The sequence below is a fragment of the Streptomyces sp. NPDC001108 genome, assembly GCF_053598535.1.
This window is the reverse complement of record NZ_JBSFKL010000035.1, coordinates 1-13460: the sequence shown is the minus strand read 5'-3', so window position 1 is coordinate 13460 and position 13460 is coordinate 1. Positions and strand designations below refer to the sequence as shown.

Sequence of the window (13460 nt, the reverse complement as noted above, 5' to 3'; positions counted from 1 at the left end):
TCGAACTTCATCCAGTCCCCCTGCCAACCCGATCGACAACCGATCAAACAAACGTCCCGACCATCCCTATCAATCCCGCCACGACCGAAGCAATCCGAGCCTCGGTCGGTGAACCCGTCGTGACAGGGCCGCAGCGCGTGCCGGACGGAGCCGATGAAGTGCACGAACGCGGTGGCTGGGCGATCCGGCGGACGGATCGGGCCGTCCAGAGGTCACCGGGATCCAGGAATCCATCGGTAGGTCTTCACGCTACGTACACAAGCGGCGGGTCCCGAGGGTGAACGCGGAGTCGTCGCCCCGGTCGATGGAGCGCGACCGCTCCAGGAGGGCGGCCGTCGACGGTCGCTCTCTTCGCGTGACGTCCTTCCCTGGCTCCCGTTCCTCGTCCTCGGTCACACCCCCCGCCCCAACGGCTGTGTGGTTGATCACCGCTGACGGTGCGGGGGAGTGGATGGGGCCGGGAACAGGGGCATGAACCAGGCATAGCGCGCATACCCATGGCCGTCGGCGCTGGCCCGGCACCGTTCCGGCACCACCCCGGAGCCATCCGCTCACGTACTGGGACAGAATGCCGTGCGGTCACCGGCTGCCGAACGCATCCTGACCCGCCGTTCGTACGTCCTTATCCGTGCCCCCACCCGCTTTCCGTATCCGCTTCCTCCCGTCCGCACCCGGCGTGCGGGCCGAACGACGAGCACTGGAGTGCAGATTGACCGCGATGACGTTGCGTTCCCGTATCACCGCCCGGATCGGGCGCAGCTATCTGTCCCGGATCCAGAAGCACGGAATCGGGTCCTCCACGGTCCGGCTGCTCCCCGACGACCTGCTGATGATGCTGCGCCGGAGCGGGCTCGACCCGGTGGACAAGCTCGCCAGGACCCGGGCGAAGCAGCCCGTGCACAAGGTCTCGCTGCCGTTCGGCATGGACGCCTGGGTGATCACCGGCTACCAGGAGTCGAAGGCCGTCCTCGGTTCGGCGGACGGCTTCAGCACCGACTTCGCCCACCTCGCGACGAACGCCGGGGTGGCCGCCGAGCAGAGTCCCGGCGGGCTCGGTTTCAGTGATCCGCCGGTCCACACCAGGCTGCGCCGCATCCTGACACCGGAGTTCACGATGCGCCGGCTGCGGCGGCTGGCGCCCAGGATCGACGCCATCGTGGCGGAGCGGCTGGCCGCGATGGAGGCCGCTCCGGGCCCGGTCGACCTGGTGAAGGAGTTCGCGCTGCCGATCCCGTCGCTCACGATATGCGAGCTGCTCGGGGTGCCCTACGAGGACCGGGCGGACTTCCAGCAGCTCGCCATGGACCGCTTCGACCTCTTCGCCAGCACGACCGCCCCCTTCGGCGCCATGTCGGAGTCGATGGAGTACTTCCGGGGCGTGGTCAGGGAACAGCGGCGCAACCCCGGTGACGGGCTGCTCGGCATGATCGTGCGGGACCACGGCGACGACATCGGCGACGACGAACTCGCGGGCCTCGCCGACGGCGTGCTCACCGGCGGCTTCGAGACCACCGCCAGTACGATCGCGCTCGGCTCGCTCGTACTGCTCCGCGATCCGGACGCGCGGGAGCGGATACGCACCGACGACGCGGCGGCCGCCCCCTTCGTCGAGGAGGCGCTGCGCTACCTCTCGGCGGTGCAGATCGCCTTCCCGAGGTTCGCGCGCCGGGACATCGAGATCGGCGGGGTGGTGATCCCCGAGGGCGACATGGTGCTCTGCTCGCTGAGCGGCGCCAACCGGGACGCCGCGTACATCACCGACGACGGCCGCTTCGACCTGGACCGTGTCCCCGCCACCGGTCACCTGGCCTTCGGCCACGGCATCCACCGCTGCGTCGGCGCCGAACTGGCGCGGATGGAGCTGCGCGTCGCCTACCCCGCCCTGGTCCGGCGCTTCCCCGCGATGCGGCTCGCCGTCCCGCAGCAGAGCCTCGCCTTCCGCAAGCTCTCCATCGTCTACGGGATCGAGGAACTGCCGGTGCACCTGCGTTGACGAGGCGGGCGGCCGGGGCGGCGGGGTCGGTGCGGGCGACACGCCGCTCCGGGGATGGCCGTGCGCGGCCGCCACGTCGTCACGATCATCGCCGCGGCGCCCACCCCCGCACCTGGAAACGGCCCGACGCCAGGAAGGGCGACGGTGACATCGGGAAGGGAGCCGTCCGCACGCCCCGGCAACGGCTGTGAAGGGGTGCGTCGAGACGCCACCCGTACCGACCGATCCGCCCGGCAGCCGCTCCACCGGACGGACAGGGCGGGCCCCGACCGCACGGGAAGAACGAAAACGCTGGTCAGGGCCTACATGCTCAGCACTCGATGATGTTCACCGCGAGCCCGCCCCGGGCGGTCTCCTTGTACTTGACGCTCATGTCGGCGCCCGTCTCCTTCATGGTCTTGATGACCTTGTCGAGGGAGACCTTGTGGCTGCCGTCGCCGCGCAGCGCCATCTTCGCCGCCGTGACGGCCTTGACCGCGGCCATGCCGTTGCGCTCGATGCACGGGATCTGGACGAGCCCGCCGACCGGGTCGCAGGTCAGGCCGAGGTTGTGCTCCATGCCGATCTCGGCCGCGTTCTCCACCTGCTCGGCGCTGCCGCCGAGCACTTCCGCGAGGGCGCCCGCCGCCATGGAGCAGGCGGAGCCGACCTCGCCCTGGCAGCCGACCTCGGCGCCCGAGATGGAGGCGTTCTCCTTGAAGAGCATGCCGATGGCCCCGGCCGCCAGGAGGAAGCGGACGACGCCGTCCTCCTTCTCCGCCGCGGTGGCGCCACCGGCCGCGAAGTTCATGTAGTAGTGCAGCACCGCCGGGATGATGCCCGCGGCGCCGTTGGTGGGCGCGGTGACGACCCGGCCGCCCGCCGCGTTCTCCTCGTTGACCGCCATCGCGTAGAGGGTGATCCACTCCATGGCGTGGGTCTGCGGGTCGCCCTCGGCGCGCAGCTGGCGGGCGGTGGTCGCGGCGCGGCGGCGGACCTTCAGGCCGCCGGGGAGGATGCCCTCGCGGGACATGCCGCGCGAGACGCAGGCCTGCATGACGTGCCAGATGTCCAGCAGCCCGGAGCGGATCTCGTCCTCGGTGCGCCAGGCCTTCTCGTTCTCCAGCATCAGCGAGGAGATGGACAGGCCGGTCTCCTTCGAGAGCCGCAGCAGCTCGTCGCCGGTCCGGAAGGGGTGCGTGAGCACGGTGTCGTCGAGGACGATCCGGTCCTCGCCCACCGCGTCCTCGTCGACGACGAAGCCGCCGCCGACCGAGTAGTAGGTCTTCTCCAGGAGCAGGGCGCCGTCGTGGTCGAAGGCGTGGATGCTCATGCCGTTGGCGTGGTACGGGAGGGCCTTGCGGCGGTGCAGGACCAGCTGCTCGTCCGCGTCGAAGTCGATCTCGTGCATGCCCAGCAGGTTGATCCGGCCGGTGGAGCGGATGTGTTCCACCCGCGCGTCCGCCGACTCGACGTCCACCGTGCGCGGCGACTCGCCCTCCAGGCCGAGCAGGACCGCCTTCGGGGTGCCGTGGCCGTGGCCGGTCGCGCCGAGCGAACCGTACAGCTCGGCGCGTATCGAAGCGGTGTGGGCGATCAGGCCCTCGTTCTTCAGCCGGCGAGCGAACATACGGGCGGCGCGCATCGGGCCGACCGTATGGGAGCTGGACGGGCCGATGCCGATCGAGAACAGGTCGAAGACCGAGATGGCCACGGGGACTCCTCAGGGGGCTGGTAGACGTCGTTGTCTGCCGGGTGGTGCCGGGTGGTGCCGGGGTGGGACAAGGGTGGGGGCACCGCGCCCACGAGAGTGCGCGCGGTGCCCCGCCCGGTGGTGCGAGCCGCTTCCCGGATCAGCCGAGACCGGGGTACAGCGGGAACTTCTCGGCCAGCGCGACCACGCGGGCCTTCAGCGCGTCCGCGTCGTACGACGGCTTCAGCGCGGCGGCGATGATCTCCGCGACCTCGGTGAAGTCCTCGCTCTGGAAACCGCGGGTGGCCAGGGCCGGCGTACCGATCCGCAGACCCGAGGTGACCATCGGCGGGCGCGGGTCGTTCGGGATCGCGTTCCGGTTGACCGTGATGCCGATCTCGTGGAGCCGGTCCTCGGCCTGCTGGCCGTCCAGCTCGGAGTTGCGCAGGTCGACCAGGACCAGGTGCACGTCCGTGCCGCCGGACAGCACGGAGACGCCGACCTCGGTGACGTCCGGCTGCACCAGACGCTCGGCGAGGATGCGGGCGCCGTCCAGGGTGCGCTGCTGGCGCTCCTTGAACTCCTCGGACGCGGCGACCTTGAAGGAGACCGCCTTGGCCGCGATCACGTGCTCCAGCGGACCGCCCTGCTGGCCCGGGAAGACCGCGGAGTTGATCTTCTTGGCGAGCTCCTGCGTCGACAGGATGACACCGCCGCGCGGACCGCCGAGGGTCTTGTGCGTGGTGGTCGTGACGACGTGGGCGTGCGGCACCGGGTTGGGGTGCAGGCCCGCGGCCACCAGGCCCGCGAAGTGGGCCATGTCGACCATCAGGTACGCGCCGACCTCGTCCGCGATCCGGCGGAAGGCGGCGAAGTCGAGCTGACGCGGGTACGCGGACCAGCCGGCGACGATCAGCTTCGGCTTGGACTCCTTGGCCAGCCGCTCGACCTCGGCCATGTCCACGACACCGGTCTCGTCGACGTGGTACGGCACCACGTTGTAGAGCTTGCCGGAGAAGTTGATCTTCATGCCGTGGGTCAGGTGACCGCCGTGGGCCAGGTTGAGACCCATGATCGTGTCGCCCGGCTTGAGCAGCGCGAACATCGCGGCGGCGTTGGCCTGCGCACCGGAGTGCGGCTGGACGTTCGCGGCCTCGGCGCCGAACAGCGCCTTGATCCGGTCGATGGCGATCTGCTCGACGACGTCGACGTGCTCGCAGCCACCGTAGTAGCGGCGGCCGGGGTAGCCCTCGGCGTACTTGTTGGTGAGGACGGAGCCCTGGGCCTCCATGACCGCGACCGGAGCGAAGTTCTCCGAGGCGATCATTTCGAGGGTGGACTGCTGGCGGTGGAGCTCGGCGTCGACGGCGGCGGCGACGTCCGGGTCCAGCTCGTGGAGGGAGGAGTTGAGAAGCGACATCAGGTGGTCCCTTGGGGTCTCTTTAGTTGCCGGAGAACTCGGTGTACTCGTCGGCGGAGAGCAGGTCCTCCGGCTCATCCGCGACGCGTACCTTGAACAGCCAGCCGCCCTCGAAGGGTGCGGTGTTCACCAGCGACGGGTCGTCCACGACGTCCTGGTTGAACGCGGTGACCTCACCGGTCACGGGCGAGTACAGGTCGCTGACGGACTTGGTCGACTCCAGCTCGCCGCAGGTCTCGCCCGCGGTCACCTCGGAGCCGACCTCGGGAAGCTGGGCGTAGACGACGTCGCCGAGGGCGTTCGCCGCGAACTCGGTGATGCCGATCGTGGCCACACCGTCCTCCACGGCCGACAGCCACTCGTGCTCCTTGCTGTACCGCAGCTGCTGGGGGTTGCTCATGGTCTGAATTCTCCTGTACGCGGGGGAGTGCTGATGAACGGTGGTCTTACGGTGTGAGACGCGATTACGTCACTTCTGTGAAGTCGCCGCGCCGTTTCCTCCGGCCCGGCAGCATCGTTCCTTCGGCGCGGCCGTGCCGGTTCGCGGGGCGCCGGTGGGGTTCCCGGTGCCCGGCGCGTCACTTCTGACGCTTGTAGAACGGCAGCGCCACGACCTCGTACGGCTCCTGGCTGCCCCGGATGTCCACGGCGACGCCCTCGGAGCCCGGCGCGGCGTGCGCGGCGTCGACGTAGGCCATGGCGATCGGCTTGCCCAGGGTGGGCGAGGGGGCGCCGGAGGTGACCTCGCCGACGACCTCGCCGCCGACGGTCACGGGGAAGCCGGCGCGCGGCACCCGGCGGCCCTCGGCGACCAGCCCGACCAGCTTGCGCGGCGGGGCGGTCTCGGCGCGCCCGGCGGCGGCCTCCAGGGCCTTGCGCCCGACGAAGTCGCCCTCCTTCTCGAACTTCACGACCCGGCCGAGACCGGCGTCGAACGGGGTCAGCCCGGTGGTCAGCTCGTGCCCGTACAGCGGCATGCCCGCCTCCAGGCGCAGCGTGTCGCGGCAGGACAGCCCGCACGGGACCAGGCCGCGCCCGGCGCCCGCCTCGGTGAGCGCCTTCCAGAGCTGCTCGGCGTCGGCGGGGGCGACGAACAGCTCGAAGCCGTCCTCACCGGTGTAGCCGGTACGGGCGATCAGCGCGGGGACCCCGGCGACCGTGCCCGGCAGCCCGGCGTAGTACTTCAGGCCGTCCAGGTCGGCGTCGGTCACCGAGGCCAGGATCGCGGGGGACTCCGGGCCCTGGACGGCGATCAGTGCGTACGCGTCGCGGTCGTCGCGGACCTCGGTGTCGAAGCCCTCGGCCCGCGCGGTCAGCGCGTCCAGCACGATCTGGGCGTTGCCCGCGTTGGCGACGACCATGTACTCGGTCTCACCGAGCCGGTAGACGATCAGGTCGTCCAGGATGCCGCCGTCCTCGGCGCAGATCATCGTGTAGCGGGCCCGGCCCACGGCGACGGTGCCGATGTTGCCGACCAGCGCGAAGTTCAGGAAGGCCGCCGCCCCGGCGCCGGTGACGGTGATCTCGCCCATGTGCGACAGGTCGAAGAGTCCGGCCCGGGTGCGCACCGCGTTGTGCTCGTCGCGCTCACTGGCGTACCGCAGCGGCATGTCCCAGCCCGCGAAGTCGGTCATGGTCGCGCCCAGCGAACGGTGCAGGGCATCGAGGGCGGTGAGGCGGGGTGCGGTGCTCATGAGTATGACTCCCGGAACATGACGACAAGGACGATCCCTCCCCATCTGTCATCGGAACCTGAGAGGTTCGCCGAGAGCCCCGGACGGGTTCGGCTTGCACCTTGGGTGGAGCCGCGAAGCGGCCCGCTTTTCAGATCTGCCTCATCCACGCGGTACGGGGCCTGAGAGATTCAAGGGAGGAACTTGCTCCTTCGGCGCCCGGCACGGACAGTGACCGGGACTCTCCCGCGCGGATTCAAGCGGCCTTTATGCAGTTGGCGGGGTCATCATCGCACGCATCGCGCGGGAATGGGCCCCCGGTCCCCCGATGGAAACCACCGGCACGGGCGGTTGTGCCGCATTACCTTTTCTTTACACTTCAGGGGCATGGGGCTGGGGTGGGCCGACCGATGGGGGAGGGCGATGACGTTGCAGCGGTACGCGACGACCGCGGGGGGCGCACGGGGTGCGCCGGCCGAGCGGCCGGGGGGCGCGGTCCGGGCGGTGCCCGCCGGGTCGGCGCCCGTCGTGCGGGACCTGCGCGCGCGGTCCGGGCGCGGCCCGCGCGCGCTGCGCTTCGCGGCGGGGGACGTGGTGGTGGTCTCCGGGCTGCCCGGCAGCGGGAAGTCGACGCTGATCCGGCGGGTGGTAACAACCGCCCACGCCGTCGATTCGCAGGACGTCCGGGACCGCTGGGCGGGGGTGATGCCCCGGTTATTGCCCTACGCCCTCTACCGCCCGCTGGTCCGCCTCGACCACTACTGGGGGCTGTGGCGGGTGCTGCGTTCCGGCGAGTCGGCCGTCGTCCACGACTGCGGGACCCAGTCGTGGGTACGGGGCTGGCTGGCCCGGGCCGCCCGGCGCCGGGGCCGCCTCCTGCACCTGGTCCTGCTCGACGTCGACCCGCGGACCGCCCGGGACGGGCAGCGCGAGCGCGGGCGCGGGGTGTCGGCGTACGCCTTCGCCCGGCACCGCAGGGCGGTGGGCCGGCTGATGGCGGCCACGGCGGACGGGGTGCTTCCGGCCGGCTGCGCCTCGGCGGTGCTCCTGGACCGGGAGGCGGCGGGGCGGATCGGGCGGATCGTCTTCACGGCCGACCGGCCGCGGGCGGGGGCCTGAGCCCCGGCCGGCCCGGGGCGGGGCCCGACCGTCGAACGGCCCGGGGAGCCGCGGCGCCGGCCACGGGGCCGCCCCGGGGCGGACGCTAACCTTCTGCGCGGAAGCGCGGAAGCGTGGGTGAGAAGGGGAAGCAGGGGAAGCAGTGGACATTCCGGCGCAGGCCCAGGCGCATCCGCAGAGCGGGTGGCCGGCCAACGAGCTCGAAGAGGTGCTGATGGCCTCGCTGGGCAACCCGGAGGCGGGCGGCCGCCTCGTCGAGGTGCTCGGCCGCAGCCAGGTCTGGGTGCCGTTGCCCAACGGCGGCGGACCGGACTCCCCGTCCCTCGACCTGCCGACGATGGAGCTCGACGGCGCCGCGTACGTCCCCGTCTTCAGCTCCGAGCAGCAGTTCCTCGCCTGTGTCGGCAGCCACCTCTCCTTCACGGTCGCGCCCGCCCGCGACTTCGCCCGGGGGCTGCCGCCGCAGCTCGGCATCGTGGTGAACCCGGGCGGCGCGGTCGGTATGCCGCTGCCGCCGCCCGCCGTCGCCGAGCTCTGCCGGATCGGCCGCACCCCGCTGGACGGCCCCGCCAGCGGCGGCCGGGTCCGGCTGTTCGAGCCGGACTGGCAGGAGGAGCCCGTCGACTTCCTCGCCGCGGCGGCCGGGGAGTTCGAGGAGAGCGGCGTCGTCCTCACCGCCCGGCGGGCCCTGGCCAGCATCGAGGGCGGCGACCCCGTTCTCTTCGTCGGAGTGGAGTTCTCCACCTGGGAGGGGGCCGGGCGGAACGCCCCGATGGACGCCCTCGGCCGCGCCCTGGGCCGGGTCGAGGTGCCCTGGCCGGTCAACCTGGTGCTGCTCGACGTCGCCCAGGACCCGGTCGGCGACTGGATGCGGGAGAAGATCCGACCGTTCTACCAGCGCGCCGGCCAGTAGGGCGTGTTTCGGAAGTCCCGTCCGCCCCGGGGCTCCCGGCCCCATGGCTCGCCGCGCTGCCGGGATCGCACGCACCGGACACCCCCGGGCCTGCCCTTCGGGCGGACGGCGCTCGCTTTCGAAACACGCCCCCGTACCTTTCCGGCCGCGCCGGACCCGGACACCGGCGCGCCCCATGGCGTCAAGTCGGTGTCATGACCGGCGCATAAGCTGGTTTCATGGCGGGTGCCTCGGCACCGGCCGCGCCCGTGTGCCCGGGAGCGGCCGGGCGGCACAGTGGATCGAAGAGGGGCGGGACCAGGTGAGTGCGTCAGGCACCGCGGCGGCCGGGCAGGTCGAGCACATGCTGGGCCAAGTGACGCCCGGACGCTACGACGCGTACGAGGCGCTGCTCCAGGCCCTCGCCCACGGCCGGATCTGGATGCTCCTGTGGCAGGGCCAGGCCGGCTCGCCCGACGCCCAGTACGGGAACATGGAGGTGGACGGCCTCGGCTACGCACCCTGCGTGACCTCCGCGCAGGAGCTCTCCGCCAGCGGCTGGAACCGCGCCCACGAGCTGGTCGACGGCGTGGACATCGCCCGCTCCCTCTTCCCCGACCGCTGGGGCATCTGGCTCAACCCGCACGCCCCCGGCGGCGGCGTCGGCATCCCCTGGCTGGACCTGCGCCGGATCGCCACCGGCCTCGACCGGATGCCCGCCGGCCCGCTCCGGCTCACCGAGCCCGCCATCGAGATCCCGCAGTTCTACGCCCTGCTCACGCAGACCGCCCACCGCACCCCCGCGGTCCGCTCGCTGCGCCGCGCCTGGGTGCAGCCCGCCCTCGGCGCCCCGTACCTCACCATCGGGCTCGACCTCTACGACACCTCCCCGTCCTCGGTGGACGCGGCGCGCACGATGATGCAGCAGTCGGTCTCCGCCGTCCCGGACGGGCTGCCCGTCTCCACCGTCGCGATGTCCGACGAGTACGACCCGGTCGCGATGTGGCTGCGCGCCAACGCCCGCCCGTTCTACGACCGCGAGGCGCACGCCCCGGCGGCCCCCGCCACGGGATACGGCTACCCGCCGCAGTCCGCGTACTGATACCGGCCGGCCCCCGCCCGGGGAGCGGGGCCGGCCCCGCGTCGGCCGGCGCCCGTCCGGGTACCGGCCCGGAGCCCCGAAGGGCACCGAAAGCCCCGAGAAGCGGAATGCGACATTACGTTTCCAGTCTCGCGTAACGTGCGCATATGCCACCAACCCCTCCTGCCCCGGAGGGTGTTCACCCCGGTCCGGACCCATCACGCCTTCAATGTCCGGGATTTGCGCCCCGCGCACCCCTGGTGGTGATTGCGCGGCGATTCTGCGTTACTGCCCCGTTGTGCCTCAACTGCCCCCTGTTCGGCGGTCGTTCGGCGGCGTCCGGATAACGGAACACCCAGGACCGCATCACGGTTAGGCATCCATTCGCCTGCCGGTATGGCTCCCTGTAGTGACGGCAATGAAGACTCCCGCAGCAAGGGCGTCTTGCCGCTCGCGTACGACTGACTGATCCGCGCCGCCACTGCGGCCAGTTCGGCCCGGCCACCGCCGGTTGAGAGGGGTCCTTGCCACGATGACGGCACCACTGCACGAGCCGACCAGGGAAGCGGATCCGGACGCGGTCGGCGGCCCCGCGGTCGACTTCGTCGACTCCGGGGCGAAGAAGGTCGAGGGGCGGTCGCTCAAGCAGATCGCCTGGAGCCGTCTGAAGCAGGACAAGGTCGCACTGGCCGGCGGCATCACCGTTCTCGTCCTCGTCCTGGTGGCGGTCTTCGCGCCGCTGATCGTCAGCCTGCTGGGGCACCCGCCCAACGACTTCCACCAGGACAAGCTCGACCCGCTGACCAACCTCCCGCAGGGCAGCCTGGGCGGGATGAGCGGCGACTTCCTCTTCGGCGTCGAACCCAACAAGGGCCGCGACATCTTCAGCCGTATCGTCTACGGCGCCCGGATCTCCCTGCTGGTCGCGTTCCTGGCGGCCCTGGTCGCCGTCGCGCTCGGCACCCTGTTCGGGATCATCGCCGGGTACTTCGGCGGCTGGATCGACTCGGTGATCAGCCGGATCATGGACGTGCTGCTCTCCTTCCCGCAGCTGCTCTTCATCATCTCCCTGGTGTCGGTCCTCCCCGACGACCTGCTCGGCCTCACCGGCAGCGGCGTGCGCATCGCGGTGCTCGTCGCCGTCATCGGCTTCTTCGGCTGGCCGTACGTGGGCCGTATCGTCCGGGGCCAGACGCTCTCGCTGCGGGAACGCGAGTACGTGGAGGCGGCCCGCAGTCTCGGCGGCGGACGGACCCACATCCTCTTCCGCGAACTCCTGCCCAACCTGGTGGCGCCGATCACCGTCTACGCGACGCTGATGATCCCCACCAACATCCTCACCGAGGCCGCGCTCAGCTTCCTCGGCGCCGGTGTCCGCCCGCCCACCGCCTCCTGGGGCGGCATGCTCCGGGACGCGCTGGAAACGTACGAGCACGACCCGATGTTCATGGTCTTCCCCGGCGTCACGATCTTCATCACCGTGCTGGCCTTCAACCTCTTCGGGGACGGGCTGCGCGATGCTCTGGACCCCAAGGGAACCCGATAGCCCACGACCTGCCCCTGCCGCATCGTCAGGTGGCTCTTTCCATGGTTCTTTGGCAAGCAACTGCCTGGGACCGCGATCTCGGAGGTTGCGAGAAAATGTCCACAGTCACCTCGAAACGACGGCTCACCGCGGGTGCGGCCCTCGTGGTCGCGGCGCTGATGACCACCACGGCGTGCGGCGGCGGCGACGGCGAGGACGGCGGCAGTGCGAAGGGCGCCGGTTACAACGCGGCGTTCAACAAGGTCGCCAACCCGTCCACCAAGAAGGGCGGGACGCTGAAGTTCGTCGGCAAGCAGGACCTCGACTCCGCCGACCCCCAGCGCGCCTACTACGGCATGGCCTGGGACTTCATGCGGTTCTACACCCGCCAGCTGGTCACCTACGACACCAAGCCGGGTCAGGCCTCCACCAAGCTGGTCGGCGACCTGGCCACCGGCCCCGGTGAGATCACGGACGGCGGCAAGACCTACACGTACAAGCTGCGTGACGGTCTGACCTGGGAGGACGGCTCCAAGCTGACCTCCAAGGACGTCAAGTACGGCATCGAGCGCATCTGGGCGACGGACACCATCACCGGTGGCCCGCAGTACCTCATGCAGACGCTGGACCCCAAGGGCGAGTACAAGGGCCCCTACAAGGACAAGTCCGCGGACAAGCTCGGCCTGAAGGCGATCGAGACGCCGGACGACAACACCATCATCTTCAAGCTGCCGAAGCCCAACGGTGACTTCGAGCAGTTCCTCGCCATGCCGTCCGGCTCGCCGGTGAAGGCCGAGAAGGACACCGGGACGAAGTACACCCAGCGCCCGTTCTCCAACGGCCCGTACAAGTTCGAGTCGTACAAGCCGGGCAAGAACATCGTGCTCGTCCGCAACGACAAGTGGCAGAAGTCCTCGGACCCGGTGCGCGCCGCCCTCCCGGACAAGATCACGGTGACGATCTCCGCCAACCTGGAGGAGAACGACAAGAAGCTGATGGCGGGCGACTACGACGTCGACCTCAACGGCACCGGCATGACCCAGTCCGGCCGCGTCACCGCCGTCCAGAAGTACAAGGACAGCGTCGACAACATGCAGACGTCCTTCGTCCGCTACGTCGCCCTGGTCCACACGGCGAAGCCGTTCGACAACGTCCACTGCCGCAAGGCCGTCTTCTACGCGACGGACTTCGCCGGTCTCCAGCAGACCCGCGGTGGCGAGCTCGCCGGCGGCGCGATCGCCAACAGCACGCTGCCGGCCTCCATCAAGGGCCACAGCGACTACGACCCCTACGGCGTCCTCGCCCGCAAGGGCAAGCCGGACCTGGCCAAGGCCAAGGACGAGCTGAAGCAGTGCAACCAGCCGAGCGGCTTCTCCACCAAGCTCAGCGCCCGTAACAACAACCCGGGCGAGGTCGACGCCGCCGAGGCGCTCCAGGAGCAGCTCGGCAAGGTCGGCATCAAGGTCGAGGTGGACCCGATCGACGGCGCCGAGGCGTCCAGCATCACCGGCTCGCCGTCCGTCGTGAAGAAGCGCGGCTACGGCATGACGATGAGCGGCTGGGGCCCGGACTTCCCGTCCGGCCAGGGCTTCGGCCAGCCGCTGTGGGACAGCCGCTTCCTCTCGGAGACCGGCAACTACAACGAGTCGCAGCTGAACGACCCGAAGATCGACGGCCTCTTCGACAAGGCGATCGCGGAGACCGACCCGGTCAAGGCCGGTGAGGTCTACGCGGAGCTCGACAAGCGGATCCTCGACCAGGCCGACTGGATGCCCTTCCTCTACGAGAAGAACATCACCTGGCGCGGCAGCCGTCTGACCAACGCCTACATGTCCGACGCCTACAACGGCCGCTACGACTACGCCTCGCTCGGCGTCGTCAAGTAGTCGCTCCGGTCGACAGCATTCGCAGTCAACCCCGTTGACTGCCCCTCCGCCGCCGAAACCCGCCAGTCCGAAGGGCAGGTGATGGCCGGGGCGGTGGCCGGGAACCCCGCGCGTCGATGTCGTACCGCTCGATCAGCGCCCGGTAGGCGGCGCGCAGGGGTTGTACGCCGACCCGGGAGAAGGCGTGGACCGTGCACGG

Annotated in this window: 10 protein-coding genes and 1 riboswitch; of the genes, 6 read left to right on the top strand and 4 right to left on the bottom strand. The window is 70.6% G+C overall.

Annotation, left to right across the window (positions count from 1 at the left end):
• Positions 1 to 718: 718 nt before the first annotated feature.
• Positions 719 to 1993 carry a cytochrome P450 gene (locus ACWC97_RS33740; RefSeq protein ID WP_450653623.1) on the top strand — a complete coding sequence of 425 codons (1275 nt, stop codon included), beginning with the start codon at positions 719 to 721 and terminating at the stop codon, positions 1991 to 1993.
• A 310-nt stretch (positions 1994 to 2303) separates the two neighbouring features.
• Here the strand turns inward: ACWC97_RS33740 and ACWC97_RS33735 are convergent, their stop codons facing one another.
• From ACWC97_RS33735 to gcvT, 4 genes are all read right to left on the bottom strand, one after another.
• Positions 2304 to 3686, bottom strand: a complete 1383-nt coding sequence (locus ACWC97_RS33735; RefSeq protein WP_352280706.1) for an L-serine ammonia-lyase — start codon at positions 3684 to 3686, stop codon at positions 2304 to 2306.
• A 139-nt stretch (positions 3687 to 3825) separates the two neighbouring features.
• Positions 3826 to 5085 (bottom strand): serine hydroxymethyltransferase, encoded by a 1260-nt coding sequence (gene glyA / locus ACWC97_RS33730; RefSeq protein WP_352280708.1) that lies wholly within the window; start codon positions 5083 to 5085, stop codon positions 3826 to 3828.
• A gap of 22 nt (positions 5086 to 5107) precedes the next feature.
• The gene (gene gcvH / locus ACWC97_RS33725; protein WP_352280710.1) at positions 5108 to 5485 is read right to left on the bottom strand and encodes a glycine cleavage system protein GcvH; all 378 of its coding nucleotides are present in this window, start codon (positions 5483 to 5485) and stop codon (positions 5108 to 5110) included.
• Positions 5486 to 5663: 178 nt separating this feature from the next.
• Complete coding sequence (gcvT, locus tag ACWC97_RS33720; RefSeq protein ID WP_450653620.1) at positions 5664 to 6779, bottom strand: glycine cleavage system aminomethyltransferase GcvT; 1116 nt, start codon at positions 6777 to 6779, stop codon at positions 5664 to 5666.
• Between the two features lie 140 nt (positions 6780 to 6919).
• A riboswitch (glycine riboswitch) is annotated at positions 6920 to 7017 on the bottom strand.
• Positions 7018 to 7181: 164 nt separating this feature from the next.
• On the opposite strand from gcvT, the gene ACWC97_RS33715 reads away from it, so the two are divergent.
• The 5 genes from ACWC97_RS33715 to ACWC97_RS33695 all read left to right on the top strand — a co-directional run bounded on the left by ACWC97_RS33715 (position 7182) and on the right by ACWC97_RS33695 (position 13261).
• A complete protein-coding gene (locus ACWC97_RS33715) occupies positions 7182 to 7877 on the top strand; it encodes an AAA family ATPase (RefSeq protein ID WP_450653618.1) in 696 nt (231 codons plus the stop codon).
• A 142-nt stretch (positions 7878 to 8019) separates the two neighbouring features.
• Positions 8020 to 8790, top strand: a complete 771-nt coding sequence (locus ACWC97_RS33710; RefSeq protein WP_352280716.1) for an enhanced serine sensitivity protein SseB — start codon at positions 8020 to 8022, stop codon at positions 8788 to 8790.
• 301 nt (positions 8791 to 9091) lie between these two features.
• The gene (locus ACWC97_RS33705) at positions 9092 to 9871 is read left to right on the top strand and encodes an enhanced serine sensitivity protein SseB C-terminal domain-containing protein (protein ID WP_450653616.1); all 780 of its coding nucleotides are present in this window, start codon (positions 9092 to 9094) and stop codon (positions 9869 to 9871) included.
• A 511-nt stretch (positions 9872 to 10382) separates the two neighbouring features.
• On the top strand, positions 10383 to 11396 hold the full coding sequence (locus tag ACWC97_RS33700; protein WP_450653614.1) for an ABC transporter permease: 1014 nt from the start codon (positions 10383 to 10385) through the stop codon (positions 11394 to 11396).
• A 95-nt stretch (positions 11397 to 11491) separates the two neighbouring features.
• On the top strand, positions 11492 to 13261 hold the full coding sequence (locus tag ACWC97_RS33695) for an ABC transporter substrate-binding protein (protein ID WP_352280722.1): 1770 nt from the start codon (positions 11492 to 11494) through the stop codon (positions 13259 to 13261).
• Positions 13262 to 13460: the final 199 nt, after the last annotated feature.